A 25,419-nucleotide genomic window follows, 5' to 3' on the forward strand; every position below is an offset into this window, starting at 1 on the left:
TTATGGGGCCAAAGTGGTCTTGTACGGCTGCGATGGGCGAGTACAGTCCGTGGACAAAATGCCAGCGCGAGGATTCATTTATTTGCCAGAATAGCGTTGTTTTTTCTCAGTTTTATCATTGTCCAACCGGAGAGTCCGTGGCGAAGAATATCTTTAAGTTTGTAGTCACCGGAATTGTGGTCGGAGTAGCTCTGGGGTGGCTGCTATCGCTTGTGTCGGGGAACCTCTTTGTCGTGTTGATGGTCGGGACGCTAGGTCTGATCGTCGGCGGAATTCTCGGAATGGTCCACCGGAACGATCCCTAGCCGTTGGTCAGGGCAGATAACTGTCGAAACATCTCATAACCCCAGAGCTTCCACTTGTTCTTCGGTTTCATAGCCGAGCCAGTGCGCAACTTCATGCCAGACCACCTGTTTTACTTCCGCCCGCAGATCTCCTTTTGAACAGCGCAGAATGGGGCCGCGAAAAACAAAGATCAGTTCCGGGGCATACTGCAACTGGGCGAATGACCGTTTTGTCCTGAAGATGCCGCTGTACAGGCCCAACAACTCAGTTCCGTGGCGCCATTTCTCCCGGTCCGCCATCTCCTTGAATACCTCCGGAGGAGGCTCGTCAACCACTTGAATACCTGGAAAATCCGGCAGACGCCTGATCTTCTGGGGCAGGGTGGTGTATGCCCACTCTACAATCTGCTCAAAGCTTTCAGGATTTGTGTCGCCGACCATGAGCTAACTTTACCACCAGGACAAGCGGCAAGGCGCGTAAAGGCAAAACCTTACCGCGGAGGCGCGAAGATTCGTAAAAACCTTACTGCGGATAAACGCGGATTGGGAATCGACGATAAGGAAAATGAAGAACAAAGAGATTCTCTCAACACTTATTCCGCCATGCGTCATTCAGTCTGATACAAAGGAAGAATATGTCCACTCCTGCACCCCGCCCGTCCGACGTTGCTACGCTCGATGCCATTCTGCACGCCTTCTATGAAACTGTTTCCGGAGCGGTGGGACAGCCGCGAGACTGGGACCGCTTTCGGTCACTTATCCTGCCGGGCGGGCAGTTGATGCCGGTTGTCTCCATTGCGGGAGAAAAGGCCAGCGTGCGTTTGCTGAGTACTGAAGATTTTATTCGCCGCGTGGATCCCATATTTGCGCGGGAAGATTTCTGGGAGAGGGAAACGAGCCGCCAGACTGAAACAATTGGCCACTTCGCCCACGTGCTGAGCTTCTATGACTCTCTCCGCAGCCCGGACGGACCACCTTTTGAACACGGCGTGAACAGTATCCAACTGCTCGATGACGGGGCTCGCTGGTGGATCGTGAACGTAATGTGGAACACTTCCCGCGCGGCGTAGGGGATCTTGAAAACCTGGCGCTGCACTGGTCAAGTACGGGCGCTTTGTCAGGCCGCTCTTTTGCCATCGCGCGGCAAGGCCGATGCCAGTGCGAGGGCCGCTCCGGCGTAGAGCAATGTGTCCGCGAAGTAATTTAATGCTTCATTGATCTCCTGCGTCGAACCAATGACGGCGAGAATCAGAGTAGGGAGATACAGGAACAAAGTAACGGCGGCCATCCATGCGCCAATTGAGATTGCCGCGGTGCGAGGTTTTATGTTCAGGGCGAGGGCGATTCCGGCGGCCAGCAGAACCGCTCCTCCAAGATATCCCCAAGCGCTGGGGAAGGGGACCCAGGAAGGCGTGAGTTTTTCCAAAGGAATATCTGGCACGGACCGTGGATAAAGAAAATGTTGCACGGCATAGAAGACTGCGGCAATCGCCAGGACGAGGCGCGAAAATATGATCTTACATTTTGCTACTTGCGGCGAAGACGCGCGGCTAAGCAGTCCGGCAAGCGCCCATGCGCCCGCACAAAATGAGAGATCTCTGAAGACGAAGATCCACGCGAATCGACTTGTAGGATGCCTGAGGGCGGACGGCAGATAAAGCATGCAGACAAAAAGAAAGAACATCAACCCGAGCAGCGTGGACGACAAGCGCATGAACTTGCGCACGGTAAGGCTGGTGGCCGCGGCGAGCAGCGCGCATCCCACTAAATACACCCAGGGCCGGTGCGGCCCCGGCATCCAGCGTGGGACCATATTCTGGACAAACTGTGGGCCGCGGAAATGCTCCGGCGCAAATACGGCAAGCGAAACGGCGATGAAGACCGGGCTCAGTGCGATGAGCTTGTCCCATCCGCGCGCCGCGCCGAGTTCTTTGCGAAGGATGAAAACTCCGGCGGCAAGATAGAGGAGCCCGGCAAAACACATCCAGAAATTTGGTGATGAAAGCATCAGGACCTCTTTTGCAACGGCGCTGCGGCAGAGATTATATCCCGGTCGTCGAACGAAGCGAGAAAAGGCGGGACGAGGCGCACTCAATGCGTGGTAGATGGTTCCGTTATCCGATGAAGACTAACGGCGTCGTGAGAAAGTAACGATGCAGAATTTATTTGGCGGAACGAACAGAGAGCACGCGTCGCGCCAGGCTACGGAATTGGTCCAAGGGAGTTTTCTCTACTGCGAATCCTTGCGCGCGCATTTTGCTCAGGCCGTCATTTAACCGGCTGCGAGCTACAGGACCCATGGCGATGAAGCGGAAAGCTTGCGCATTGTTGCGCGCCATAGGCAAAAGCTCAATCGCAGCGGAGAAAGTTCCGGAAGCAGTTTGTATCCCGATGTCAGCGAATGTGCCGGAAGCGAATCGCTTGTCCATGCGAACCGTACCACCAGTAAGGGACAGCATATGAAGAGTGCCTTTGAGTTTTTCAGCGCCAACTGAAACAATCGCCTGCTCGTTATTGGGCACAACAAACCTGGGTGAACGAACGCGTCTCTGATTCTTCATCCTTATATTGCTCCGGCCTGACTTGTTTAAAGCTGAATGGTAGCAATCTACCCAAATGAAAGGAACGATGAAGTGCGCTTTCTTGCCACCGAAGGACATGGCAGAATATGGCCATTCAGGCACGGTCGGCTGGCAAATGTCCGCACCGCTGGTTGGCGAGCGGCGTGCGTTGATCTTAAGCCATTGAAAACAAAGTATGGCGGAAGCGTGTGAGAGTCGAACTTGAGCCGGGTTGCGGGCGTGACTCTGAGCGTTATTTGCGAAGGGGAGAGTCCGCAGGCGAAATCCTGAGCTAGCAACGCGAGCCGAAGGATCTCTTAGATAAGGATGTTGGTTTGGCGGAAGCGTGTGAGAGTCGAACTCACCAGAGCCAGCAAAGCTAACTCTCGCCGGTTTTGAAGACCGGAAGGGTCACCGGACCCCATGCGCTTCCGCGTTGCATCAGTGTACAGGAAAGATTTCCATCCACCACGGAGGCACGAGGACACGGAAAGAAACATCGGGGGGATCGCGCGTGATCTGGTGATCGAATGATCGGAAAACCAAGACCTACCGATCCCCCCAGCGCACTTTGCGTACTTTGCGTTTTTTGCGGTAAAACCGTCTTGGCTGAGTACTGACTGCTGACCGCAAATTACTCTGATCGCAGTGCCTCCGCCGGATCAACTCGTGCAGCGCGAGCAGCCGGCAACGCAGATGCGATTACGGCTGCAGCCAGAATCACCGCAGCGGACGCGATCAATGGCAGCACACCTGGCAATTGCACCACGCCAATGTACTTACCGATGGTTCGTTCCAGGGCAAAGCCAACTACAACTCCCGCGACTACGCCCGCGCTGGCAATCACCAGCCCCTCGGAGAGCACCTTGGCGAGAATGCTGCGCGGCTGCGCGCCCAGCGCCTGACGGATTCCGAACTCGCGCGTGCGGCCGCTTACAGAAAAAGCGAGAACGCCCGCCACGCCCACAACGGAAATCAACAGCGCCAGCGTGGCAAATCCGCCGAATACAATGGCATTGAGGCGGTCTGGCGTCAGCACTTCCGCGCGCACGTCTTCGAGCGAGCTGGCTCGCTCCACGGGCTGATCTGCTGACATGTCATGGATTGTCCGCGTGATGGTTGGAACGAGCGCATAGGGATCATTTTGCGCGCGCACAAAGAGACGCCCATTAAAGCCTTCCTGCGCTGACGGTTGATAGACCGTCATGGCCGGTTGCGGGATGATGTTTTCATCGTCCACGTCAGGCACCACGCCGATGATTCGCCGCGGCTCCGTGCTGATGCCGATAAACTTCATCACGCCGTCCGTCCATTGCAGATGACGGTCCACGGCCTCGCGCCCGGGAAAGAGCCGCTGAGCGACACTGCGACTGATGATCACCACGCGCTCTGCGCCGTCACGGTCTGTGTCCCTGAAGTCGCGGCCTTCCACGACCGGCACGCCCAATGTTTCAAAGAATCCTGGCGAAATCGACCGGAAGCGTGCACGCAGGTCCTCGCTGTTGTCGCGTCGCGCGCCTTCGACAGAGAAGGTGAAGCTGATGCTCAGAGCGCGGCCATCGCGCCAGGGAACACCGAAGCCTGAAGAAACATGTTGCACTCCCGGCAGCGTGCTCACGCGTCGTGACACTTCACGGTAAAAATCCCGCACCTGGTCCGGTGTTTTGCCTTCCGCCATCACGGGCAGATTCACCGCCAGGACGTGAGCTGTTTCAAACGGAGGCTGCGTTTTCTCCAACACCAGAAGAGTTTTTACCAGCGCGCCCGCTCCTGCCAGCAAAAGAAATGATGCCGTAATTTGTGTTACGGCAAAAATGCCGAGCCGCCGGCTGCTTCCTCCGCTCACGCGCACACTGCTTGCCAAGCTGAATCCTGCAGAAGTATCCGGCGAAGGCAGGCGAGGCACAAACGCCAGGAAAACTGCGGCAATCATCGCAAGCGCAACGCCAATCCAAACCATGCTGAAGTCAAGGGTAAGATCGAGGGCGCGCACTGAAAACCTTGAAGCATATTTAGCCAGCACGGCGACCATCGGCGCGGCAATGGCCATCCCCGCCAGAGCGCCGCTGCCGCACAGCACAATTCCTTCCGCCAGCAGCGACCGTCTGAACGCGCTGGTGGTTGCTCCCAGCGCGGCGCGAATCGCCATCTCCGGTTCGCGACGCACGGCCCGCGCCAGAATAAGGTTGGCCACGTTGGAGCATGCAATCACAAACAGCAGGCCGGATGCGGCGAACAGCACCCAGAGAATCGTCCGTGCGCGTGAGTTGATCTGGTCATGCATGCGCGTCACTTCAATCTGATAATGGTCGCCGGGCTTGTAAACTTCAGGATGCGCGGACACCATGGCCGCGTGCACTGTACGCAATTCCGCTCGCGCAGCGTCCAGATCGGCGCCCGGAGCAAGGCGCGCAAATACCTCGGTCATGCGATGCTCGCGGCCGGTCACCATGGTCGCCGAAAGATGATGCGGGCTGGTCACGATGTTGGCAATCATCTCGGTTTCAACCGGATAAGGAACTGACGGCTCCAAAACGCCCACGATCGTGGCGGAACGGCTGCCTTCAAAGCCTCCAAGCTTGACCACTTTCCCGATCACGCCACGATCAGAGTGCAGCGAGTTCACCCAGAACCGGTATGTCAGTACAGCCGCCCCCGCCGCGTTGGGACCGTCATCGTTGGGAGTGAGCAGGCGGCCAAGCACCGGACGCAGTCCCATGACCTCAAAATAATTTCCGTCAACCACACCAGCGCGGATCTCTCGCGGCTCACCCAGTCCAACAATAGTGAAATCGATCGCGGAAAAAGTGCCGAGTTCCTTGATGCTCTTCAGCCCACTGCCTATGTCATTGATTTCCGGCACTGAGAAGGTGGTATTGTCCGCGCCAATTCCCGGAGCGCTCTGGCGCACGTAAAGCAGGCGGTCTTCGTCGCGATTGGCCAAGGGCCGCAGCAGCACGCCACGAATAACGCTGAATATCGCCGCGTTCGCACCGATGCCCAGAGCCAGAGTGATGGCCACGGTGAACCACAATGCGCGTGCATGCGCCAAAGAACGTATGGCAACTTTCAAATCGCGAAGAAAAGACATGGGAATCCCTTGATGGATCAGGTTATCAATGTCGCCTGAACGGCGCAACGCTCTTGCTGATTTAGGTTAGACGTATAAGGGATCACTAGAGAAGCAGCGATTTTACAGGTTTGAGATCCATGTTCGTTCGAACGGAAGCCAGAACAAATCCATCACAATCGCGCCTACGACAGAGAGGCCATTTGCGTCAGCAAGCCGGCCCAAAATGATCCGTGCTATTTTAGCTGGCCACATTCGGATACAGACGTGCGGTCATAAGAACCAGTGCGCTGAAGACAAGTAAAAGGACCACAGCATCCAGACCGACGCCGAAGATTGGCTGGCCTCCGCGGACCATGAGCGAACGCAGCCCATCAACCTGGTAACTCAGAGGATTCACGCGGGCGACCGCCCGCACCCAGGCAGGCATGCTGGCGATGGGATAGATGGCATTGCTGGCAAAAAAGAGAGGCATAGTGAGGACCTGGCCAATGCCCATGAATCGTTCACGCGTCTTGACGAGACAGGCAACGGCGAGAGAAAAAGTGGAAAACAGTGCAGACCCCAAAATAATGAAAAGAATAACACCCATGATGTGCCAGACAGAGAAGTCCAGGTGGATACCAAGCAGCAGGGCCAGAATATAAATGATGATTCCCTGGGCCAAGCCTCTGACGCCGGCAGAAAGCGCTTTGCCCAGCACCAGGGCCGTTCGCGGGGCGGGGCTCACCAGCAGTTTTTGCAGGATGCCGAGGTCCCTTTCCCATATCACGCTGATGCCATAGAAAATCGCAATAAACAAGACGCTCTGGGCCAGAATGCCGGGCGCCATAAATGTCAGGTAATCCAGAGAACCGGTAGGAATGGCTTTGAGCCGGCCAAACACCTGGCCGAAGACCAACAACCATAATGCCGGCTGGATGGCCCGCGTAAGCAACTCTGCGGGATCGCGGCGCAACTTGCGCAACTCCACGTCGGCAAGCGCCATGGTGTCCCGCAGAAAATCGGCGATGGTTGCGCGTCTATCCCAGGCGGCGCGCTGTTCGCCGGATTTGAGCGCTGTCTCGATAGCCTCCGCCATCTTCGACTAAACCTCCTGCAAAATGGAGAAACACGTCATCCAGGTCCGCATCAGGCGCAACCCTGGCCTTCAAGGAATCCGGAGAGCCGGTCACAACCACTCGCCCGCCATGCATGATGGCGATCAACTCGCAGAGATGGTCCGCTTCCTCCATGTCGTGAGTGGTCATGAGAATCGTGGTGCCAAACCGGTCGCGCAGGTCACGCAGATGCTGCCACACCGCATGGCGAGCCACGGGATCAAGCCCAATCGTGGGTTCATCCAGAAAAAGCACGGGCGGACGGTGCAGCATGGACTGCGCAATCTCCAGGCGACGGATCATGCCGCCGGAATAGTTTCGAACAAGCATGTTGCCCGCCTCGGCCAGGTCCATGAAGTCCAGAGCTTCCAGGATTCGCGCCTTCCGCTCGCGTTGGGGAATACCATAGATCCGCGCAAATAGCAGCAGATTCTCATATCCGGTGAGAGCTCCGTCAGCGGAGAGCATCTGCGAGACATACCCGATCACCCTTCTTACCTGCACTGGATTCTTGACGACGTCAAAGCCAGCCACCAGCGCCTTTCCGGCGCTGGGCGCGAGCATGGTGGTGAGCATTTTTATGGTTGTGGTTTTTCCCGCGCCATTGGGACCGAGCAGGCCGAAGATACATCCGGGCGAAACCGATAGATCCAGTTTATCTACGGCCGTGAGTGGACCAAAATGCCGTGTGAGACCGATTGTCTCCACCGCCGTTATCGACGCGGGTTTTTGAGGTGTGCCGTCGTCAGTCATCTACCCTGACAATTGTATTCTCCGCGGCTGGCTAGCGCGGCGTGATTCGCAGGATGTCGTACTTCACCTCTACGCTTCGTCCCGGAAACTCTGCTTCAATCTGCTGCTTGAGTTGCGGGACGGTGGGTGAGCCGTTCCGTCCGTTGAGGCCGCGCGCGTCGTCCATCAGGATCACGTGGCCGAAACGCTGATCGCTCAGGATCGCCTCCAGCTCTGATGTCAGCCGCTGCTTGTCGCCCTGGAGGCCGGCCCAGCCATAATAGCCGGCGTCCAGCCAGAACAGCGCAGGTTCCTTCAGCGACTTCAGCAGTTCCGGCACCACCTCTTGGCTGTCGCCTTCATGAATATGCACGTGCGACGCTCTGGAAAACTTTTTTGCGGCGCGCTGCGCCAGCGCGGAATCAAACTCCACGGAATGGATTTCCGCAAAGCGATTTTTCATGGCAGCCACCATCTCGCCGTAGTAAGTGCCGGTCTCAACCAGCACGCGCAGGCCGTATCGCTGCGCATATTCGCGGACAGTGCGCTGCTTGAGCAGATGCGGAGAGCGGATCGGCTCGCCGCGCAGCTTCCAGTACCAGTAGTCAGGATAATGGCCCAGCGATTTGTATACGCCGTAAAAAGGAGTGCGAGCCAGCAATTTGCGGAGAGACTTCATGGTTTAAGTAAGGAGAACTGGCCGAGCTGAGCGATTGCCAAAAATGCCAAGACCGCCAAAGAATCCAAACTGAAGTTCAGGCGGCACAACGCTGTTCGTTGTTAACGATAGACATACGCAAATCAGGTTTTCAATTTTCACTGTTTGGCAGTTTTGGCATTGTTGGCAATTGTTCCTGAGTGTATTTCCGGCAATTGTGTTCTCGATGAGCGGTCCTTAATATTGAAATCTTGAATCCTGAGGGTAGAGTTGCATGAGTCCAATGTCAAATACCAAACGCCGTTTGCCGTTTGTGCAGGTGGATGTTTTTACCTCAGTGCCGCTGGAGGGTAACCAGCTTGCCGTCTTTGCCGACGGCAGTGGTCTCTCCGACGCGGAGATGCAAGCCCTCGCGAAAGAGACCAATCTCTCTGAAACCACCTTTATCCTGCCGCGCGATGCCGCCACAGAACGGGAACGCGGCATCCGTGTGCGTATCTTCACCACAAGTGAAGAGCTTCCTTTTGCAGGACATCCCACGCTGGGCACGGCCATGGTTTTGCGGAATGAAGCGCTTCGAAATGATGCATCGCGGGGGAATGGCAACGCGGAAGAAATTGCGCTGGACCTGAACGTTGGCCGCATTCCGGTGCGCTTCTCCACACGTGATGGCCTGCCCTTCGGCATGATGACGCAACGCGACCCGGAATTCAAAACCAAGCATTCGCGTGAAGATGTGGCCCGCGCCGCAGGGCTCTCCGTCAATGATATTGCGGATGATCTGCCAATTCAGACCGTCAGCACAGGTAATGCATTCGCAATTGTTCCGCTGAAATCTCTCGCAGTCCTGCAAAAGCTCTCGCCCGCGTGGGCCAGCATGAAAGCTTATCTGGACAAGTCCGACGCAAAATTCTTTTATTTTGTCTCGCGTGAAACCCTGAACCCTGAAGCCAAGCTGCAATCGCGCATGATTTTTTATAACGGTGAAGATCCCGCGACGGGCTCGGCTGCCGGCCCATGTGCCGCATGGGCGGTGCAATATGGCGTAGTCCCCGCCGACCAACAGGTGCTGATGGAGCAAGGCGTGGAAATGAAGCGCCGCAGCCGGATATTTTTCAGCGCTGGACGAAATGGCGACAAGATCGTCAACGTGCGCGTGGGCGGACACGTTGCGGAAGTGGCGCGCGGAGAATTTATTTTGTAGGCAAAATTTATTTTTGCAGACGATCCATGCAGCAAGCGGTCTATTTTCCGCGCTTTTCGGTCACGATTTCAAACTCAGAAAAGTTCTCCACAGAATTTTCCACCTGTTGGCGTTTCGGTTACTTGCCTTTCCCATTTCGGATGCCGTACAGTTCCTGAACCAAAGTAACAAACACCCAGCCGTAAAAACTTCCGTGAACGCCTTACGCCGGTCAGCGACGGAAAATTCCAGGGGGAAGAAAGATGCGACCGAAAAGAACGATCTTGTGTGTGGACGACAACGAGCAGGCGCTTTCCATTCGAAAATTGATGCTGGAGACGCGGGGCTACCGCGTGCTGGCGTGCAGCAATGGCCAACAGGCGCTGGATGCCTTTAAGCAGGGCGGCGTTGACCTGGTCCTGAGTGACCTGCAAATGCCTGGCCTGGATGGCGCGGAGCTGGTGGCAAAGATCAAAGAGCTTTCCGCCTGCACTCCGGCCATTCTTTTTTCCGGCAAGACGCGTTTCTATGAGAAAGATACCCGCGCCGATCTGTTTTTGCCTAAAGGCATGTACGCCCCCATTGAACTGCTGGAACGCATACGCCTGATGCTAGTGAAGAAGCGTGGACCCAAGCGCGGACCAGCGCCTGAGCCCGTCAGGATGCAGGCAGCAAGTTAGCGTAAACGAGAATGTCATTCGGAATAAGGGCGGCGAGGCCCGATCACGCCGATCCGCTTGCGTCGGAGCGGTAGAAAATCAACCAGATGATCGACTCACCAGCGGTTTGGATCGCAGCGATAATCTTATGTGGAATTAAGCGGCGAGGCCCGATCACGCCGATCCGCTCGCGTCGGGAGCGGTAGAAAATCAACCAGATGATCGACTCACCGGCGGTTTGGAGCGCAGCGACAGAATATAATGTCGCGCTTTGTCGCTGCTTGCTCCGTTTCTCTCAGTGCGCGGTCTGGTAATATCGACTGAGTGGCCCCGATCATCCAAGCTGAAAACGTAACCAAGGTTTACCGCATCGGCAAAGTCGATGTGCCCGCGCTTAGAGGCGTAAGCTTTAGCGTGGAGAAGGGTGAATTTGTCACTATCGTCGGCCCTTCAGGCAGCGGTAAATCAACGCTCTTTTATATTCTGGGCGGCCTCACGCGCGCGACATCGGGCCGCGTGACAATTGATGGCGCGGATTTTGCCCAGCTTTCTGACGCGCAGCGCACGGAAATGCGCAAACAGAAGATCGGCTTCGTCTTCCAGAAATTCAACCTGTTGCCCACTCTTTCCGCCAAGGGAAATATAGAGATTGCCCGTGAGATCGCCGGCAAAAACGGCTTGGACAAAAAACTCTTCGACCAGGTCACGCAGATGCTGGGCATCGCCGGGCGGCTCGACCATCGTCCATCCGAGCTTTCCGGGGGAGAACAGCAGCGGGTGGCACTGGCGCGGGCCGTGGTGAATGGGCCTGCCCTGATCCTGGCCGACGAACCTACCGGCAACCTGGATTCCAAGAACTCTGACATTGTGTTGAAGATGCTGCGTGACGCGAACAAGCAATTCGGCCAGACCGTGCTGATGATCACGCATAATCCCGAGGCAGCCGAAATCGGCGACCGCATCATTCATATGCGCGATGGGTTAATTGTCAGCGAGCAGGAAGATCCGCAGTGGGCAAGCAGGCATTGATTTTGTCTGTGCGCTCCAACCCGCTTGCGATTTCGTTTGCCTCCAAATCTGTTTGCTCCTGCCATACACCGCTCGCCGCGCTAGCCGGCTCGCGGTTCGCCCATGCCCGTAGACGCTCAATTGACGAAGGTTGCAGCGGCGAGGCCCGTGCACGCCGAGCCGCCAGCCAAAGGCGCACGGTAATAACGCGGAAAACGAAACTCTCGAGCGGTTTGGAGCGCAGCGACATGACTAATTGACCCTGATTTTTCAGCACGTTATAATGTCTTCATCCTCTGAGCGGGAGTAACTCAGTGGTAGAGTGCGACCTTGCCAAGGTCGAAGTCGCGGGTTCAACTCCCGTCTCCCGCTCCATGATTTTTTCTCGCGGTTGCCCCACGCACCAGAGAGGGGGTATGCTCTCAGGGCCAGCATAAGCGGGCATTCAATTCAGGGCGCGGTACCCAAGTGGTAAGGGAGAGGTCTGCAAAACCTTTATGCGTCGGTTCGATTCCGACCCGCGCCTCCAATCTCCCAATTGAACTTGCTTTGCCTTTGACCATGAGCGTCTGTGCGGATTTGCCGGCAATCTCGCTGTAATTCGTGAAGCTGGCTTCAGCGGGGATCTGGCTGCACCTATTTGCGCCGCAAAACTTCCACATTCGCGACCAGGGCGTCACAGATCGCCAGGCAGCTATCAATCATCTCCTTTTTGGTCCGCCGGTTGCGCGTTACGATGAGCAGGCTGGCCGTCCCGTGCACCAAAAGAAACAGCGCGTAATAGCTCAGAACATAATCTTTTGGTTTGCCGCCGAAGCGCGCGGCGAATTTCTCCAGCAGCCATTCCTTGATCGGACGCGGGCGTCCCGGGCCCAGCAGCTCTGACCACGCTGGCCCCCATAGCAGGCGATACTCGTGCGGATGCTGGTCAGCAAATTTAAGAAAACGCCGGTAGCACTCTTCAATGGTAGGCGCCGAGGTAGTCCTTTCGGTGATCCTTGCCTGCACCAGCTCAGCCAGGGCCAGCAAGAGCGCTTCTTTGTTGCGGAAGCGTTTGTAAACTGTTGTGGTGGTGGTTCCAGCGGCAACGGCAACGGCCCGCAGCGTAAGGCTCTTGGCCCCATGCAGCCGCCAGAGACGGTGGGCGGCTTTTATAATTTTCGCTTCTAGGGACTGATCCGCCGTGCGCGGCATTCGTTTCACCCCTGCTCAATAACTTGCACAATGTTACACTAACGCTGTACTATTAACAGTCCAATTCCCCCTGGCCGTGGGATTTGGCCCACGGCGCCGTTCTTATCAAATCGTTCCGGCACGCTCCGGGACGGGCCGCGTGCGTTGTTCTCAAGCTGTTTCCTGCCGGCCGTGTTCGGCGCCCTCGTCTAGTGTTCTAAATCCCGCTTTGAGGTAGTAAGAAGTAGATGGAGTATCTGGAGTACACAGGATTCACCCAGGCAAGTCCCGCGCTCGCCTGGAATTTGTTTTGCGATTATCGCTTTTGGCCCCGGTTTTCCAATATTTACGGTGACATTCGCTGGACCAAAGGCAGGCCATGGACGCCGGGAAGCCGGATGAAGATCGATATTGTGCGACCGGTCGAGACGACCATTGATCATGTTATTACGATCTGCACACCGCCGGAGCAGATTGCCTGGATTGACCACGCGCTGGGCCATACAATGGAGCAGTGGGTTAGGTTTGAAGCTCAGCCCGATGGACGAACCCGGGTGCATACCTGGGCGGAAATCACTGGGGTCGTACCCATGTTCTCTGCAAATAATTACAGTGATTTTGTGCGGGCATTTATCAGGGAATGGTATGCCAGCTTTTGTTCCGCGTGCGATCAATTGGCGCAGGGAGAAGCGATCTTCGCCTGAGATGTCAGCTTCAGCGGCGGCCAGTGATCAGGAAAGCTGGGCGCTTTGGGCCAGAAATTCTTTTACGACTGCTGCCGCGTCCTTCTTTTCTCCATCCACCGCATAGTTCATGCGGCGCATATCTTCAGCGCTGATTCGTCCGCTCAGCTTTTGTAGAGCCGTCGCAACTTCAGGATGACGCTCAAGCGTTTCTCTGCGCACAATCGGCACCGCGTCATAGGGCGGAAAATAGTGTTGGTCATCTTCCAGCACAACGAGATCCAGCGCGGCGATCAGGCCGTCAGTATTTGATCCCGCCACAATATCCACCTGATTGTTCTGCAATGCGCGATAGAGCAAGCCTAAATCCATCACGCGCGGCGCTTCTGCGAATTTCAAGCCATATTTGGCAGCCAGACCTTTGTAGCCATCGGGCCGCTCAAGAAATTCATAACCGACGCCCAGCCGTAGTTGAGACGAGATGGCCGCAGCGTCGGAAAGAGTTTTCAGGCGCAGACGGCGCGCGTCATTGCCGCGCATGACCATGGCAAAGGTGTTGTCGAAACCGAGTGAGGGCAAGACCTCCAGCCCGAATCGCCGTGAGTAAAGCTCTTTCACGGTATTGAAGACCGCGGCGTGATCGGAGACCGGCTTTTCTTTCAAGATGGCGACGAGCGCCGTTCCGGTGTATTCAACGTACATATCAATGCGTCCGGCGAGCAGCGCCTGATGACAGATATAAGTTCCGGCCAGATAGAAGCGCCGATCGATAGGGAACGTGCAGAAGCGCGCAAGATATTGCGCCAGCAGTTCGCCCAGGACCAGTTGCTCAGTGAAATTCTTGGAGCCGACCGTGAGCGTTGAATTTTTCGGCGCGCAGCCGGACAGCAGCAGAGCAAGCGCGGCGAGAAAGCTGCGGCGGTCCATTAGTGGTGTGTCCGGACCGGTCTCCGCACTAACGACCGCTGGATAAGGCCGAGCACAAAATCTGCGCATAGCGCCATGAGCGCGGCGGGAATTGCGCCGGCCAGGATCACATTGTTGTCCACCATGGCGAGTCCGCGAAAAATAAATTCACCCAGCCCGCCAGCGCCAATGGCGGCGGCAATCGTCGCCACGCCCACCGTGATGACCGTTGCAGTGCGAATCCCCGCGACGATTACGTTGGAAGCCAGCGGCAACTCCACCTGCCAGAGCAATTGCCGCGGCGTAAGTCCCATGGCAATGGCTGCTTCGCGCCACCGGCGGATCAACTCCGGCGATTCCGGTATAAGTGTTGCGTACCACGGGAAGCAGCGCATAGAGCGTGAGCGCAAGGATCGCCAGCCTATCAGCGCGTGCGCCGATCCACGGCACCGGCAGCAAAAGTCCAAAGAGCGCCAGGCTGGGAATGGTTTGCATGATGTTGTTGGCGCCCAGGATTAAAGACTTCAACGCCGGCCGCCGGCTCAGCAGGATTCCCAGCGGCACGCCAATGGCCACGGCCAGCAGCATGGAGATCCCAACCAGCCAGAGATGCTCGCCGGTAAGCGTGAGCATTTCACGCTTGTGGGCGACAAAGAAATCTGGAAGCGACGACATGGCGCTAGGCTCCGGAGTTCAATATTTGCTGCGTGGCCCGGAATGCATTGACATACGGTTGAACAGATTCGTCTGGAGAGTGCAAAAAATCAGCAGGCGCAAAAACACCTTTGAGCTTTCCGGAATCAATGAGGGCGATGCGGTCACCCAGCATCAAGGCTTCCGCAACGTCATGCGTTACAAAGACAATGGTTTTGCTCAGCGTTTTTTTGAGCTGCACGAATTCGTGCTGCAACTCCGCGCGCGTGATGGGGTCAAGAGCGCCAAAAGGTTCATCCATCAGCAAGATTTCAGGATCCGCAGCGAGCGCCCGGGCCAAGCCAACACGCTGTCGCTGCCCGCCGGAGAGCTGCTCAGGATAACGATCTGAATATTCACCAAAGGGCAGCCCCACGAGTTGCAATACTTCACGCACACGCGCGTCAGTGCGCGCAGCGTCCCAGCGCTCCAGCCGGGGAACCAGCCCGACGTTATCTTTTACGGTGTAATGCGGGAAAAGCCCGGCTTCCTGGATGGCATAACCAATGTGACGGCGAAGCCGAATCACGTCCCAATCGGTGGTGGAGCGGCCATCGACAAGGACCTTGCCTTCACTTTGCTCTAAGAGGCGGTTGATCAGCTTGAGCGTTGTCGTTTTTCCGGAGCCGCTGCGCCCCAGCAGCATGAGCGTTTCACCGCGGCGGATGGAAAGATTGAGATTAGAGATAAGCGCGCGATTACCGTTAATGCGGTAAGAGACATTGACGAATTCAATGGCCGCTGCCGGGGAAGCATTCATTGGCAGCGGAAAGCGTAACAGATTGGCCGTGGATTTACGCGGTTAAGCGGCAAGCTGCCACCGAGTTCACTTTGCTGAAGGATTGAAGTGGTTGCCGGGAGCCTCCGAGGATGATTTCCGGAAGAGATGAGAGATGGGAATTGGTCGGGGCGACAGGATTTGAACCTGTGACCCCCTGCGCCCAAGGCAGGTGCGCTACCAGGCTGCGCTACGCCCCGACAGAATGAAGCAGGGAGATTTCCATTCTAACCGATTTTCTTGATATCGGGATTTGCCCGATTTTGATCTAGAAGTTTCTTGCTTTTAGTTCCATCGTCCGGTTTCCGGAATAAACTCTCTCGTTCGATCTCCGGGCAAACTTACAAAGCTTTTGCCGCCCGTGTTACGAAAACCAGAAAGCGCCCGCGCCAAGCGTCATTTTTCTCGGCGATACGCACTGCTTTTCGCGGACGCTCCTTGCATTATTTGGGAGTCGTTTAAATTCGCTCCACATTCGTTCATAACACTATTCGTACTCTCCTGTTTATTAGGATGAGTCACCGTAAAGATGCCATGGGCCCCCTTCCCATATGGGCCCTCCGTAAGCCCATTCTTTTCCGCTAAATGGACTCTAATGATTGAACGGATACCACCACTCCCCTCACATTCCCAATTTGGGAACAAGCTTTTCCGGATTCGGAAATTCCTAAATAAACCCAATAGATTGTTGTGGATAGCGGCTTTCTAGCAAACTCAGTTGAATCTTTTAAGGAGATTTCTTTAAATGTTGAAACAAACCGCACGCTTCGCAGCTTTCGCGCTCATCGTGTTCGCCGCGAGCGCAACTCCCTTAACCGCAATCGCCACCAGCAGGCAATTTGAAGGCCCAGATCCTTACCCACCTGTACCCCCAGCCAGTTGCATGCCTGCTCCTTGTCCAGTGGGCGTCATGAGGTAACAAGAGTAATGTAGGCAGTCGGCGCTAACGGCAAGAAAAGCTTGTTTCATGGCTTACTAACGCGGTATGCTCTTGGAAGCACTATGCCGTTAGGGTCGCTCATTCACGATTTATGGATTGCAAGCATTGCTCTGCAACTACTCCTGGCAGGGGGCTTGTTGGTGAAGAGAGCATGGCAAAAGTACCCAGTCTTTGTTGCTTACATTTTCTTTAACTTATTAAGGACCGGAGCGACGTTCTCGATTTACGGAACGGGTATTGTGTATTTTTATACCTTTTGGATTTGTGAGGGGATTTGCATCATTCTGGGGCTAGCAGTGGTGCGCGAGATATTCACGAATATTTTTGCGCCGCATGCGGCTTTGCGCAAGCTGGCTATCTTGATATTTCGCGTGGCGGTGGTCGCCCTTGTTCTATTGGCTTGTGGGGCGATCTACGAACAGTCACTCAGCGCTAGAAGCATCGCTCGCGTTCTGATGGTGGCGACGGACGGGACTCGCATTATTGAATTGGGCCTGATCATGTTCCTGTTCCTGTCTTCCAGTGCGTTTGGATTGCATTGGCGCCAGAATGAATTCGGGATTGCCCTGGGCTTGGGAACGTGTGTAGCCGTAGAGCTGATCAACGTGACGTTGATGACACATCACAGTGGCGCGGCAGCGCAGATTTTCAGTGTGGTACGCAGTTTTTCTTTCAACTTCAGCCTTCTTATCTGGCTTGGCTACCTGATGTTTCCGGAACGTGCCACCGGCAGCGGTGAGCTTCCCAAGAAGGCCCAGTTGGAGCAGTGGAATCAGGCAGTGACGGAGTTAATTAATAGATGATAACCGTGATCGTACTTGCGCTTGCGTTGTGCGCCGTCGTGTTGTTTTACATGGCGGTGCGCACCCGCAGAAAACAGGCGGTGCAATCGCTTCGCCCGGTGGATTTAGCCGCGTTTCACACCCTGCTGGACCGCGACGATGAGCTTTTCATCAAGGAAAAGCTGCCACACTCAAAATTTATCCGTCTCAAGCGTCATCGCATCCGGGTGACCGTGCGCTACGTGGCCAGGATCGCGTCCAACGCTTCCACGGTCTTGCATGAGAGTGAGAACGCTCGCCTTAGTCCCACGCCTGAAGTGGCCTCTACGGCCGAGCAGGTAATGGACCTGGCAGCGCAGATCCGCGTGCAGTGCATGCTGGCTATGTTCAAACTGTCTCTGGAATATGCCATGCCGTCATTGCAGCTGACTCCGGCAATGCTGGTCCCCAAGTACCAGACCTTGCGCGAGAACGTCCGCCGGCTCGGCGATCTGCAAACGCAGAATGCCATCCCGTTGGCCAACGCTATTTAACTTTTTCGGCAAAATAAGCCCTGTGCGGCAAGCGCGGGGCTTTTTTCTGTAACCGGAAAAAGCAGGGAAGAACACCCGGCCAGGTTCCCTGTGATTTCCGTGAAATTGCAACAACCAAAAACAAAAGAAGTATAGATCTGAGCCTTCTGTCGGCTCCGCGTAAATGAAGTCCCCTAGTGCTCCTTAGCCCGTTGATGGTTAGGTCTTTACATTTAGAATAGACGCATGCTTCTCCAAGGCATTTTCCCCGCCGTGACCACGCCGTTCTACCCTGACGGAGCGGTTTACTACAAGAAAATTGAACACAATATTGACCGCTATTCCCGCACGCCGATTGCGGGTATGGTGGTGCTGGGTTCCACCGGTGAAGCCGTTATGCTGAGCGATGATGAGCGGCGCGAAGTGCTGCGCATTACGGCTGAGGTAGCGTCTCCGGAAAAAGTGCTCATCGCCGGTACGGGTGCTGAGTCAGTGATTGAAACGCTGCGCCTTACGGAGCTCGCGGCAAAACTGAACTATGACGTGGCGCTGGTGCGCACCCCGCATTTTTATCGTCCCCAGATGAAGCCGGAAGCAATGCTGGCCTTTTATCGCACCGTGGCGGACAAGTCTCCGCTGCCCGTGCTGCTCTATACGGTGCCGCCGTTCACGGCCTATGATCTGCCTCTGGAAGTGATTACGGCGCTGGCGGAGCATCCGAACATTATTGGCATCAAGGAATCAAGCGGCAACGTGGAGAAAGTGGCGGCCATGGTGCAGGCCACGCGTCACATCAAGCGCACTGCCACCGTCACAGAAGTGCAACAGGCGGTTACGGCGCGCATGCTGGCCGCCCCGGCTACCGGCGATAATGGCGGCCAAATGGTGAGTGTGAGCCAGTTAAATGGCGGGTCTGACGTTGCCGTCGCCGCCCGGCCCAGGATCAAGACACGCGGCAAGGAAGTTGGATTTCAGGTGCTGGTGGGAGCGGCGCACACATTGCTGGACTCATTGCTGGCCGGCGCCAGCGGCGGCGTGCTGGGATTTGCCGCACCCGCGCCAACAATTTGTTTTGAAATCCATGCTGCTTTTAAGGACAACGATATTGAGCTTGCCCGGTCAAAACAGATCAGCCTGACTCCGGCGACAAAACGCGTGGTTTCCGAACTCGGAATCCCGGCAATTAAATATGCCATGGACCTGAATGGCTATTATGGTGGACTGCCGCGGCTGCCGTTGCTTCCTCCCACACAAGCGCAGAAGATGGAAATTGAAACTATGATGAATTCCTTCAGGAATTAGCATAAGAGGAAAAGAAAATTCAGCCACAATTCGTATTTCCATGCATTTATCGAAGGAAAATGTTATCGTCACCAGCTTAAAGAACCATTTGATAGGTGGGTGCTTTCATCTATTCCTAAACCCGAAGCGGTTTCTTTACCCAAGTTGGCATTGTTAGGGTTAAACTAGAGGGCAGCTTCAGGGTGCATTGCCACTACACTTATAATCTTCCGGCGTGAACGATTAGAAATTTCTCTTGTTGTACTTTTGCAGAAGTCGGGCCCGGCAAATAGTGGAACAAGTTTGAGGACATACAAAAGTGTTGTCAGCTGGCAAGAAGTTACGCGACTTACGTGAGCAAATGGGCCTCACCCTTCGGGATGTGGAGCTCTCCAGTACTTCCTTGGCTGAAATCAGGGGCATTGAAGAATTCGTCATCAATCCCAGCCGACTATCTGATATTGAAACCAAGGGCGTGATCCCCAGTATTTTCAGGCTCTATGTTTTATCCGTGATTTATCGCGCAGATTTCACGGAGTTGCTTCGCCTGTATGGCGTGGACCTGAGTTCCACGGCGGCCGATTTTGCCATTTGCCGCCCCGGCAAGACGCATCGCGTGGAAATTGCTGAAGCCCAGGGTACCGTGGAACTTCCCATCCGGGTCGATCCGGGCTTTGATCTTCTACGCACGAGTGACCTGGGCCGCATGATCCAGAAATGGGGGCCCATCCCCATGTTATATCTGCAGGAAATCGCCAAGAAAAAATTTATCTACGCTTACATCGGCACGGAAGACCTCACGATGTATCCGCTGCTGCTGCCGGGTTCATTTATTCAGGTGGATGAGGAGCGCACTCGCGTGGAAGAAAAGAAATGGCGCTCAGAGCTGGAGCGCCCGATTTACCTGGTGGAAACCCGCGATGGCCACGTGTGCTGCTGGTGCTCCGTGCGTCGGGGCGAGATTGTGCTGCAGTCCCATCCGCTTTCACCAGTGCCTGCGCGGATACTCAAGCACCCTCAGGAAGCTGAAGTAGTAGGCCAGGTGATAGGCGTGGCTATGCGACTTGGTGAGTGGTACGCTCCTCAAGAGCGAGAGCAACAACAGAATCCTGAAGTAAACGCAAGTGAGCCGAAAGAATTGCGTCGCCGTTAACCGGCGCTTTCAGCACGAATGAGTCCGGGTTAAGAATGTCAGCCACTGATCCGGACCGGGCGACGGCTTTCTGGTATTCCTGGAAAATCTCACGCACAGGCACGTGGCTCAGGGCCTGCGCGGTTTCCAAGTGGGCGGCATAAATGGCGTCCTGCGTGGGACGGTTGCCATAGGTGCGCGTAAAGCCCCAGTGCATATAACTTCCGCCGCCGGTCTGCAGCGAACAGATATAGGCCACTTTTTCCAGCAACGAAGGCAGTGCGCTTAACGTGCGTTTTTTAAAATCTTCAGCAGCTTTAAAAATCATGGCGCGCAATCACCTGATGACTACCCGGTTCGATATAAGGTTTTGCAGCAACGGGGGATTGTTGTTATAAAAAACATAGCACAAGCGGCGTCTTCCGGCAGCATTTTTAGCTTCTGTTCTGAAAATAAGAATTGGGATGCTGGGTAACCATCTGCTGGGCGTATGCGATTTTTCCCGCCTTCGGTCCTGAAGCCCTTATAAAATCTACCGTTTCGCGATCATCTATGATTCTACTGCTGGAAGGGTATCGCCCTTCCTTTGCCATCCAAGGAAATGCCATCGGAAATCCTGAAAATCAGGTTTTCTTTTTCAGAAATTTCTCAACCCCATGGCGGCAATCTTCTGTCTGGCGGGCAATCGCATTGATCTCAACCCCGGCCTGCAACGCCGATTCAAAGGACATCGAGTCCATGTTATAGAGAAGCCGCTTGGAGAGCATGACGGCTGAAGCCGACTTTGCCGTCAGCTTCGCGAGGTAACTTTGGACCTCGGCTGAAAAATGGTCGTCGGCAAAAACGCGATGCACCAAGCCAAGCTCATGTGCGCGCGCGGCGGAAATTGTTTCGCCCATAACTACCAGTTCAAACGCCGCTTTCTCTGAAATCGATCGCCGCAGAATTGCCATTACCATTGCCGGAACAAATCCGATGTTCACCTCGGGATAACCAAACCGCGCTGACTGCGCCGCAAGAATAATGTCGCAAGCGGTAGCAATGCCACAGCCGCCGGCCAGCGCTCGTCCCTGCACCGCTGCAATCACCGGCCGTGGATGATTGCGCATCATCAGAAACAGGTCGGCTGTCGCTCGCGCGTCAGCCAGGTTGTCCAGCACGCTGTTCTGCGCCGTCTTTTCCAGATTCGCCAGATCGGCCCCGGAGCAGAAATCTGTCCCCGCGCCCGTGAGCAGCACCGCGCGGCATGCATCGTCTGAAGCCGACGCGCTGAACGCCGCCTTGAGTTCGGCGACAGTCTCGCCATCCAGCGCATTGCGCTTGTCCGGACGGTTCAACGTGATTCGCGCAACTCCGTCGCGCAGTTCGTATAGGATCTTACTGTACATCGATCTCCATTCGCAGCAGCGCCGCGCCATATGTCTTGCCCTGGTTATCCATGCGCAGCGATACCAGCCCGCCGCCATCCAGCGCATGGTGCAACACAAAGTTCAGCGCGTGCAGGTTGGGCAGCTCATATCGCTCAACGTCGCCGCGGCAGATTCCCGCAAAGTGCTGCTTCACGCGCTCGGCAGTAACCTTGCGGACCAGCACTGGATAGTCCTCCGGCCTCAGAGCAATGAGCCCGATGTTGGCGTCATCACCCTTGTCGCCCGAGCGGGCATGCGCGATTTGCCGCAGCTGAATTTTCATTGCGACCACGGCGGGACAACGCCAGTCATGCGCGCGTATGCGATGAGCTGTCCCATATGTTCGTTGTCATGGATAATGATGCGCAGATACATTCCGTCCACCGTTGCGTCACGATCGGCGATATGTACTTTGCGCTGCAGATCGGCTGGCTTTTCCGCCAGGTGCGCAGCCCTCACCGCCTCCAGTGAGCGCTTCAGCCACTTGATGACCTCAGCTTTCGAGGTAACCGTCTTCTCCGCATCCTCTTTCAAATCGTCAGGCATCCTGGGGCCCGTCACACTCAACAGGTAGAAGTTCGCCAGCGCAATGTGCATGTACACTTCGCTGGTGGAGCGCACTCCGTTGGCCGGTCGCCATGAAAATTTATCTTCCGGCGTCGCCTCGGCCAATGCGATCAATTGACTCGTCACATGCTTCCATTCTCCGTCATAGCCCTGCCAAATTCCTTCCGGCGCGTGTTGCGCCAGAACTGGTTTTGCGCACAAAACAAGCAGCAATAATAATGTCCTCATGGTCGCCTTATATCCGTGCAAATCCTTACTTTAAGCAAATCAAAGCCATCTGCGTTCATCTATGGTTTTGCGTCCCCAATTACGCCTCCACCACGTCCACTTGCGGCGCAATGGCCTTCTTGGGAATCAGCGCCGGCCAGTAAGCGATAATCTCATCCACTTTGCTGCGTCCCGCGTTCAGCCCCGTGACTGACGGCGGGCCATTCAGCGCGATTGGAATAATTTCTTTCAGGAAGCGCTCTACCGGCGCTTTCTCCATGGCGCGCGCGCCGATGCGCAGCACCACTTCGGCAATATCCGCAGCCGGTTCGCCGGACATTTCTCCGTGACAGCCATTCACGCCCACAAATTCTGAATGAATCGCATCCAGCTTGAGCCTAAGCTGTTCCATCCGTTGCCGCAGAATTTTGTCTGCCGCTCGCGCTTTTTTGTGGGCATCGGGCCAAGAATACGCCAGTGTTGCCACCGCCTTAAAACCCGCAGAATAACTGATGGAAACTTTGTACTGATCTGTGGCTGCACGGCCCTTGATGCCAGTCGCGCGCACGCGGTCTGGGCCCTGCTGTTCCAGCCGGATCGTCGTGAAGTCGGCAATGCCGTCCGGCGTGATATAGCTTTTTGGATCGCCGATCTCGTACAGCAACTGCTCCGTTACGCCTGCCACGTTTACGCGCCCGCCTGTTCCGGGATGCTTCGTTACCACGAATGTGCCGTCGGACTCGGCTTCAATGATCGGGTAACCGATGTTGGCAAAATCGGGAATTGATTCCCAGTCCGCCTGGCAGTTGCCGCCCGTGCATTGCGCGCCGCATTCAATCACGTGTCCCGCAATCGTCCCTGCGGCAATGCGGTCCCAGTCATCGGCTTTCCAGCCAAACTCACGCACCATCGGTCCGAGCGCCAGCGCGGCGTCATTGCAGCGCCCAGTGATCACAATGCCCGCGCCACGGCACAACGCATCGGCAATCGGGAATGCACCAAAATAAACGTTGGCGCTCTGTACGCGCGACCGGATGGAACTCAGCGGCTCGCCGGTATCCATATTGGTGAATGGAATTCCGCGCTCCAGCATCTGATCGAGCTGCGGCATGATGTCATCGCCCGTTACGACGCCGATCTTTATTCTTCCGCCGTACCCCGCTGCTTGCAGCACCGCAGCCACCGCATCCTTGCAGCCCACGGGATTCATGCCGCCTGCGTTCGTCACCACTTTCACGCCGCGCTCCACAATCTCCTTCGCTCCGCGCTTGACCACCCCGACAAAGTCATGCGCGTAGCCCGCCCGCGGATCGCGCGCCTTGATCTTCTGCAGGATGGACATTGTGATCTCGGCCAGGTAGTCAAGCGTCAGATAATCGAGCGGCCCGCCGCGAAGCAGTTCGAGCGGCGCTTCCGCCGAGTCGCCCCAGAAGGCGGACCCGTTGGCGATTCTGATCATTGCGCCGCCTTTGCAGCACCGGGATATCGGATCATCGTCCGGCACCGGCTGCTTCGCTGTTCAGCCGCTCGCGCAATACGCGCTTCAGCACCTTGCCGGTCGGATTCTTGGGAAATTCTGCCATCACGTGAATTTCTTTCGGTACTTTAAAGCTCGCCAGTTTCGACCGTGCATGCGCCATCAACTCTTCTTCATTCACCTGCTTGCCCGGCATCGGCACCACGCAGGCCACAACTTTTTCAATCCAGTAAGGATCGTGCAGCCCTACCACCGCGACCTCGGCCACGCTTGGGTGCGCCGCAATCGCCTCTTCCACTTCCTGGCTGGAAACGTTTTCTCCGCCGCTCTTGATCATGTCTTTCTTGCGATCGAGAAAATAAAGCCAGCCGTGCTCGTCCACGCGCGCCACGTCGCCTGTATGATGCCAGCCCCCGCGGAAGAGCGCTTCGTTCGCCGCCGGGTCTTCAAAATATCCCGGCGAACAACATGGCCCACGCAGCACGATCTCTCCCGGCTTGCCCGGCTCCACATCCTTCAACTCTTCGTCAACAATACGCAGCTCCAGCGGCACATGCCGGATGCCAATCGGGTCGGGCATTGCGAGCATCTTTCCCAGCTCTGCCGGTGGCGTTGTCGATCCCAGCGCCGTAGTCTCGGTCTGTCCCCAGCAGTTGATCCACTCCGCCTGCGGCGCAATGCGGCGCCAGCGCTGGAAGACCGGCGTTGGCAGATATTGAAAAACAAACAACCGCTTCAGGCTGGAGAGGTCCACCGCTTCAATCAGCGGCATGCTAATCAGTCCTACCCACACTGTTGCTGGCAATGAGAGCGAAGTCACTCTCTGCACGGCAATGGCGTGGACGATCTGCTCCGGCTTGGGCAGCGGAATGATCACACTCTCGCAGCCTGAAGCAAAGCAACCAAACGCCATCACCAGTCCGGCCACATGAAACATGGGCAGCGCCAGCAGATACTTCATGCTGGTGTCGCGGCCATAGTCGGCGTAGCTGGCCAACAGATAGGCATAAAAATTCAGGTGTGTCAGCACCACGCCCTTTGGCTTTGCCGTGGTTCCGCTGGTAAAGATAATCAGGTGCGTCGCTTCGCTCTCAACGAGTTGCTCGACCGGGTCAGAGTCAAATTCATTTAATGACTCGCGAAATTTATCATCCAGCACAAAGCAGTTTGGTGGCGGCGCAAGGACTTTGGACTGAAACATCGGCTCAACCAGCAGCGTCTTCACCCGCGTCTTCTCAAAGACATACGTTACGTCTTCGGCGGTAAACATCAGGTTGATGGGGACAAGCGCTGCACCAATCCGCGCGCAACCAAAGAATGCCGCAACATATTCCGGCGAGTTGGTGGCGAAGATGGCGACGGAATCGCCCCGGCCCACGCCAGCGGCCATGAGCTTGCGCACCATGCGGTTGGACAGCGCGTCCAATTCGGCGTACGTGAGCTCGCGTCCCATAAAGTGGATGGCCCGCTGCTGCGGCGTGCGCGCAGCGCTGCGGCGCAACGCGTCGCCTATGTTGAAGCGATGAATCAGGTTGTATTCGAGATCGGTCATTGTTTTAGCTTCAGCCTTTAGCAGTTAGTTCTTAGCCTTTAGCCAAACCTGCTAATCTTCAACAAGTAAAAG

The 25,419-nt window shown here is 55.9% G+C and carries 26 protein-coding genes, 4 tRNA genes and 1 pseudogene; 12 read left to right on the plus strand and 19 right to left on the minus strand.

The annotated features are described in order from the left end of the window. Nucleotides 1-137 precede the first annotated feature (137 nt). Nucleotides 138-305, plus strand: coding sequence for a hypothetical protein (locus LAO76_16160; protein ID MBZ5492463.1), 168 nt, complete (start codon nucleotides 138-140; stop codon nucleotides 303-305). 33 nt (nucleotides 306-338) lie between these two features. Here the strand turns inward: LAO76_16160 and LAO76_16165 are convergent, their stop codons facing one another. After that, a complete protein-coding gene (locus LAO76_16165) occupies nucleotides 339-725 on the minus strand; it encodes a metallopeptidase family protein (GenBank protein ID MBZ5492464.1) in 387 nt (128 codons plus the stop codon). A gap of 194 nt (nucleotides 726-919) precedes the next feature. On the opposite strand from LAO76_16165, the gene LAO76_16170 reads away from it, so the two are divergent. Beyond that, a complete protein-coding gene (locus LAO76_16170; protein MBZ5492465.1) occupies nucleotides 920-1,354 on the plus strand; it encodes a hypothetical protein in 435 nt (144 codons plus the stop codon). A gap of 47 nt (nucleotides 1,355-1,401) precedes the next feature. Here LAO76_16170 and LAO76_16175 read toward each other — a convergent pair whose 3' ends face one another. The 7 genes from LAO76_16175 to LAO76_16205 all read right to left on the minus strand — a co-directional run bounded on the left by LAO76_16175 (nucleotide 1,402) and on the right by LAO76_16205 (nucleotide 8,426). After that, entirely contained in the window at nucleotides 1,402-2,292 is an 891-nt protein-coding gene (locus LAO76_16175) for a hypothetical protein (GenBank protein ID MBZ5492466.1), read from the minus strand. A gap of 154 nt (nucleotides 2,293-2,446) precedes the next feature. Continuing rightward, complete coding sequence (locus tag LAO76_16180) at nucleotides 2,447-2,845, minus strand: hypothetical protein (protein ID MBZ5492467.1); 399 nt, start codon at nucleotides 2,843-2,845, stop codon at nucleotides 2,447-2,449. A 336-nt stretch (nucleotides 2,846-3,181) separates the two neighbouring features. Then, nucleotides 3,182-3,278: transfer RNA gene (locus LAO76_16185), tRNA-Sec, on the minus strand. A 201-nt stretch (nucleotides 3,279-3,479) separates the two neighbouring features. Further along, nucleotides 3,480-5,936 (minus strand): ADOP family duplicated permease, encoded by a 2,457-nt coding sequence (locus LAO76_16190; protein ID MBZ5492468.1) that lies wholly within the window; start codon nucleotides 5,934-5,936, stop codon nucleotides 3,480-3,482. A 220-nt stretch (nucleotides 5,937-6,156) separates the two neighbouring features. Beyond that, nucleotides 6,157-6,996: an ABC transporter permease gene (locus LAO76_16195; GenBank protein MBZ5492469.1), complete on the minus strand. Its 840-nt coding sequence runs from the start codon at nucleotides 6,994-6,996 to the stop codon at nucleotides 6,157-6,159. Continuing rightward, complete coding sequence (locus LAO76_16200; protein MBZ5492470.1) at nucleotides 6,938-7,768, minus strand: ATP-binding cassette domain-containing protein; 831 nt, start codon at nucleotides 7,766-7,768, stop codon at nucleotides 6,938-6,940. Before LAO76_16200 ends, LAO76_16195 begins: the two co-directional genes overlap by 59 nt. A 31-nt stretch (nucleotides 7,769-7,799) precedes the next feature. Further along, nucleotides 7,800-8,426, minus strand: a complete 627-nt coding sequence (locus LAO76_16205; GenBank protein ID MBZ5492471.1) for a hypothetical protein — start codon at nucleotides 8,424-8,426, stop codon at nucleotides 7,800-7,802. Nucleotides 8,427-8,688: 262 nt separating this feature from the next. Here LAO76_16205 and LAO76_16210 point away from each other — a divergent pair, with 262 nt between their 5' ends. The 5 genes from LAO76_16210 (at nucleotide 8,689) to LAO76_16230 (ending at nucleotide 11,784) form a co-directional block, all read left to right on the plus strand. Continuing rightward, nucleotides 8,689-9,609 carry a PhzF family phenazine biosynthesis protein gene (locus tag LAO76_16210; GenBank protein ID MBZ5492472.1) on the plus strand — a complete coding sequence of 307 codons (921 nt, stop codon included), beginning with the start codon at nucleotides 8,689-8,691 and terminating at the stop codon, nucleotides 9,607-9,609. A gap of 242 nt (nucleotides 9,610-9,851) precedes the next feature. Next, entirely contained in the window at nucleotides 9,852-10,268 is a 417-nt protein-coding gene (locus LAO76_16215) for a response regulator (GenBank protein MBZ5492473.1), read from the plus strand. 303 nt (nucleotides 10,269-10,571) lie between these two features. Then, nucleotides 10,572-11,276, plus strand: a complete 705-nt coding sequence (locus tag LAO76_16220) for an ABC transporter ATP-binding protein (protein MBZ5492474.1) — start codon at nucleotides 10,572-10,574, stop codon at nucleotides 11,274-11,276. Nucleotides 11,277-11,555: 279 nt separating this feature from the next. Beyond that, nucleotides 11,556-11,630 (plus strand) — tRNA-Gly (locus LAO76_16225). A gap of 79 nt (nucleotides 11,631-11,709) precedes the next feature. Continuing rightward, nucleotides 11,710-11,784: transfer RNA gene (locus tag LAO76_16230), tRNA-Cys, on the plus strand. 107 nt (nucleotides 11,785-11,891) lie between these two features. Here LAO76_16230 and LAO76_16235 read toward each other — a convergent pair. Beyond that, nucleotides 11,892-12,449 carry a TetR family transcriptional regulator gene (locus LAO76_16235; GenBank protein ID MBZ5492475.1) on the minus strand — a complete coding sequence of 186 codons (558 nt, stop codon included), beginning with the start codon at nucleotides 12,447-12,449 and terminating at the stop codon, nucleotides 11,892-11,894. 227 nt (nucleotides 12,450-12,676) lie between these two features. On the opposite strand from LAO76_16235, the gene LAO76_16240 reads away from it, so the two are divergent. Next, the gene (locus LAO76_16240) at nucleotides 12,677-13,132 is read left to right on the plus strand and encodes a hypothetical protein (GenBank protein ID MBZ5492476.1); all 456 of its coding nucleotides are present in this window, start codon (nucleotides 12,677-12,679) and stop codon (nucleotides 13,130-13,132) included. A gap of 27 nt (nucleotides 13,133-13,159) precedes the next feature. On the opposite strand, the gene LAO76_16245 is transcribed toward LAO76_16240, so the two are convergent. The 4 genes and pseudogenes from LAO76_16245 to LAO76_16260 form a co-directional block, all read right to left on the minus strand. Next, nucleotides 13,160-14,038: an ABC transporter substrate-binding protein gene (locus tag LAO76_16245; protein ID MBZ5492477.1), complete on the minus strand. Its 879-nt coding sequence runs from the start codon at nucleotides 14,036-14,038 to the stop codon at nucleotides 13,160-13,162. After that, nucleotides 14,038-14,692 (minus strand): annotated as a pseudogene (locus LAO76_16250) (ABC transporter permease). The gene LAO76_16245 and the pseudogene LAO76_16250 overlap by 1 nt, the downstream one beginning before the upstream one ends. Before the next feature lie 4 nt (nucleotides 14,693-14,696). Next, on the minus strand, nucleotides 14,697-15,470 hold the full coding sequence (locus LAO76_16255) for an ATP-binding cassette domain-containing protein (protein ID MBZ5492478.1): 774 nt from the start codon (nucleotides 15,468-15,470) through the stop codon (nucleotides 14,697-14,699). A 141-nt stretch (nucleotides 15,471-15,611) separates the two neighbouring features. Next, a tRNA-Pro gene (locus LAO76_16260) sits at nucleotides 15,612-15,688 on the minus strand. A gap of 802 nt (nucleotides 15,689-16,490) precedes the next feature. Between LAO76_16260 and LAO76_16265 the strand changes: the two genes are divergently transcribed. The 4 genes from LAO76_16265 (at nucleotide 16,491) to LAO76_16280 (ending at nucleotide 20,156) form a co-directional block, all read left to right on the plus strand. Then, entirely contained in the window at nucleotides 16,491-17,231 is a 741-nt protein-coding gene (locus LAO76_16265; protein ID MBZ5492479.1) for a hypothetical protein, read from the plus strand. Further along, nucleotides 17,228-17,743 carry a hypothetical protein gene (locus LAO76_16270; protein MBZ5492480.1) on the plus strand — a complete coding sequence of 172 codons (516 nt, stop codon included), beginning with the start codon at nucleotides 17,228-17,230 and terminating at the stop codon, nucleotides 17,741-17,743. The genes LAO76_16265 and LAO76_16270 overlap by 4 nt, the downstream gene beginning before the upstream one ends. Before the next feature lie 225 nt (nucleotides 17,744-17,968). Beyond that, the gene (locus LAO76_16275; GenBank protein MBZ5492481.1) at nucleotides 17,969-19,024 is read left to right on the plus strand and encodes a dihydrodipicolinate synthase family protein; all 1,056 of its coding nucleotides are present in this window, start codon (nucleotides 17,969-17,971) and stop codon (nucleotides 19,022-19,024) included. A gap of 382 nt (nucleotides 19,025-19,406) precedes the next feature. After that, nucleotides 19,407-20,156 carry a hypothetical protein gene (locus tag LAO76_16280; GenBank protein MBZ5492482.1) on the plus strand — a complete coding sequence of 250 codons (750 nt, stop codon included), beginning with the start codon at nucleotides 19,407-19,409 and terminating at the stop codon, nucleotides 20,154-20,156. Here LAO76_16280 and LAO76_16285 read toward each other — a convergent pair. The 6 genes from LAO76_16285 to LAO76_16310 all read right to left on the minus strand — a co-directional run bounded on the left by LAO76_16285 (nucleotide 20,059) and on the right by LAO76_16310 (nucleotide 25,347). Then, nucleotides 20,059-20,463, minus strand: a complete 405-nt coding sequence (locus LAO76_16285) for a hypothetical protein (GenBank protein MBZ5492483.1) — start codon at nucleotides 20,461-20,463, stop codon at nucleotides 20,059-20,061. The genes LAO76_16280 and LAO76_16285 overlap by 98 nt on opposite strands. A gap of 295 nt (nucleotides 20,464-20,758) precedes the next feature. Then, nucleotides 20,759-21,523, minus strand: coding sequence for an enoyl-CoA hydratase/isomerase family protein (locus tag LAO76_16290; protein MBZ5492484.1), 765 nt, complete (start codon nucleotides 21,521-21,523; stop codon nucleotides 20,759-20,761). Further along, nucleotides 21,513-21,827, minus strand: coding sequence for a hypothetical protein (locus LAO76_16295; protein ID MBZ5492485.1), 315 nt, complete (start codon nucleotides 21,825-21,827; stop codon nucleotides 21,513-21,515). The genes LAO76_16290 and LAO76_16295 overlap by 11 nt, the downstream gene beginning before the upstream one ends. After that, nucleotides 21,824-22,339, minus strand: coding sequence for a DinB family protein (locus LAO76_16300; protein ID MBZ5492486.1), 516 nt, complete (start codon nucleotides 22,337-22,339; stop codon nucleotides 21,824-21,826). The genes LAO76_16295 and LAO76_16300 overlap by 4 nt, the downstream gene beginning before the upstream one ends. A 79-nt stretch (nucleotides 22,340-22,418) precedes the next feature. Next, nucleotides 22,419-23,777, minus strand: a complete 1,359-nt coding sequence (locus LAO76_16305; protein MBZ5492487.1) for a DUF1446 domain-containing protein — start codon at nucleotides 23,775-23,777, stop codon at nucleotides 22,419-22,421. 31 nt (nucleotides 23,778-23,808) lie between these two features. Then, entirely contained in the window at nucleotides 23,809-25,347 is a 1,539-nt protein-coding gene (locus LAO76_16310) for an AMP-binding protein (GenBank protein ID MBZ5492488.1), read from the minus strand. Nucleotides 25,348-25,419 lie beyond the last annotated feature (72 nt).

The organism is Terriglobia bacterium, assembly GCA_020072645.1.
Classification (GTDB): domain Bacteria; phylum Acidobacteriota; class Terriglobia; order Terriglobales; family Acidobacteriaceae; genus Angelobacter.

Bases quoted from the DNA above. Each gene is read 5' to 3' on its own strand.
- LAO76_16165 (MBZ5492464.1), bottom strand. From the start codon at position 725: ATGGTCGGCGACACAAATCCTGAAAGCTTTGAGCAGATTGTAGAGTGG.
- LAO76_16170 (MBZ5492465.1), top strand. From the start codon at position 920: ATGTCCACTCCTGCACCCCGCCCGTCCGACGTTGCTACGCTCGATGCC.
- LAO76_16175 (MBZ5492466.1), bottom strand. From the start codon at position 2,292: ATGCTTTCATCACCAAATTTCTGGATGTGTTTTGCCGGGCTCCTCTAT.
- LAO76_16180 (MBZ5492467.1), bottom strand. From the start codon at position 2,845: ATGAAGAATCAGAGACGCGTTCGTTCACCCAGGTTTGTTGTGCCCAAT.
- LAO76_16190 (MBZ5492468.1), bottom strand. From the start codon at position 5,936: ATGTCTTTTCTTCGCGATTTGAAAGTTGCCATACGTTCTTTGGCGCAT.
- LAO76_16195 (MBZ5492469.1), bottom strand. From the start codon at position 6,996: ATGGCGGAGGCTATCGAGACAGCGCTCAAATCCGGCGAACAGCGCGCC.
- LAO76_16200 (MBZ5492470.1), bottom strand. From the start codon at position 7,768: ATGACTGACGACGGCACACCTCAAAAACCCGCGTCGATAACGGCGGTG.
- LAO76_16205 (MBZ5492471.1), bottom strand. From the start codon at position 8,426: ATGAAGTCTCTCCGCAAATTGCTGGCTCGCACTCCTTTTTACGGCGTA.
- LAO76_16210 (MBZ5492472.1), top strand. From the start codon at position 8,689: ATGTCAAATACCAAACGCCGTTTGCCGTTTGTGCAGGTGGATGTTTTT.
- LAO76_16215 (MBZ5492473.1), top strand. From the start codon at position 9,852: ATGCGACCGAAAAGAACGATCTTGTGTGTGGACGACAACGAGCAGGCG.
- LAO76_16235 (MBZ5492475.1), bottom strand. From the start codon at position 12,449: ATGCCGCGCACGGCGGATCAGTCCCTAGAAGCGAAAATTATAAAAGCC.
- LAO76_16240 (MBZ5492476.1), top strand. From the start codon at position 12,677: ATGGAGTATCTGGAGTACACAGGATTCACCCAGGCAAGTCCCGCGCTC.
- LAO76_16245 (MBZ5492477.1), bottom strand. From the start codon at position 14,038: ATGGACCGCCGCAGCTTTCTCGCCGCGCTTGCTCTGCTGCTGTCCGGC.
- LAO76_16255 (MBZ5492478.1), bottom strand. From the start codon at position 15,470: ATGAATGCTTCCCCGGCAGCGGCCATTGAATTCGTCAATGTCTCTTAC.
- LAO76_16265 (MBZ5492479.1), top strand. From the start codon at position 16,491: ATGCCGTTAGGGTCGCTCATTCACGATTTATGGATTGCAAGCATTGCT.
- LAO76_16270 (MBZ5492480.1), top strand. From the start codon at position 17,228: ATGATAACCGTGATCGTACTTGCGCTTGCGTTGTGCGCCGTCGTGTTG.
- LAO76_16275 (MBZ5492481.1), top strand. From the start codon at position 17,969: ATGCTTCTCCAAGGCATTTTCCCCGCCGTGACCACGCCGTTCTACCCT.
- LAO76_16285 (MBZ5492483.1), bottom strand. From the start codon at position 20,463: ATGATTTTTAAAGCTGCTGAAGATTTTAAAAAACGCACGTTAAGCGCA.
- LAO76_16290 (MBZ5492484.1), bottom strand. From the start codon at position 21,523: ATGTACAGTAAGATCCTATACGAACTGCGCGACGGAGTTGCGCGAATC.
- LAO76_16295 (MBZ5492485.1), bottom strand. From the start codon at position 21,827: ATGAAAATTCAGCTGCGGCAAATCGCGCATGCCCGCTCGGGCGACAAG.
- LAO76_16300 (MBZ5492486.1), bottom strand. From the start codon at position 22,339: ATGAGGACATTATTATTGCTGCTTGTTTTGTGCGCAAAACCAGTTCTG.
- LAO76_16305 (MBZ5492487.1), bottom strand. From the start codon at position 23,777: ATGATCAGAATCGCCAACGGGTCCGCCTTCTGGGGCGACTCGGCGGAA.
- LAO76_16310 (MBZ5492488.1), bottom strand. From the start codon at position 25,347: ATGACCGATCTCGAATACAACCTGATTCATCGCTTCAACATAGGCGAC.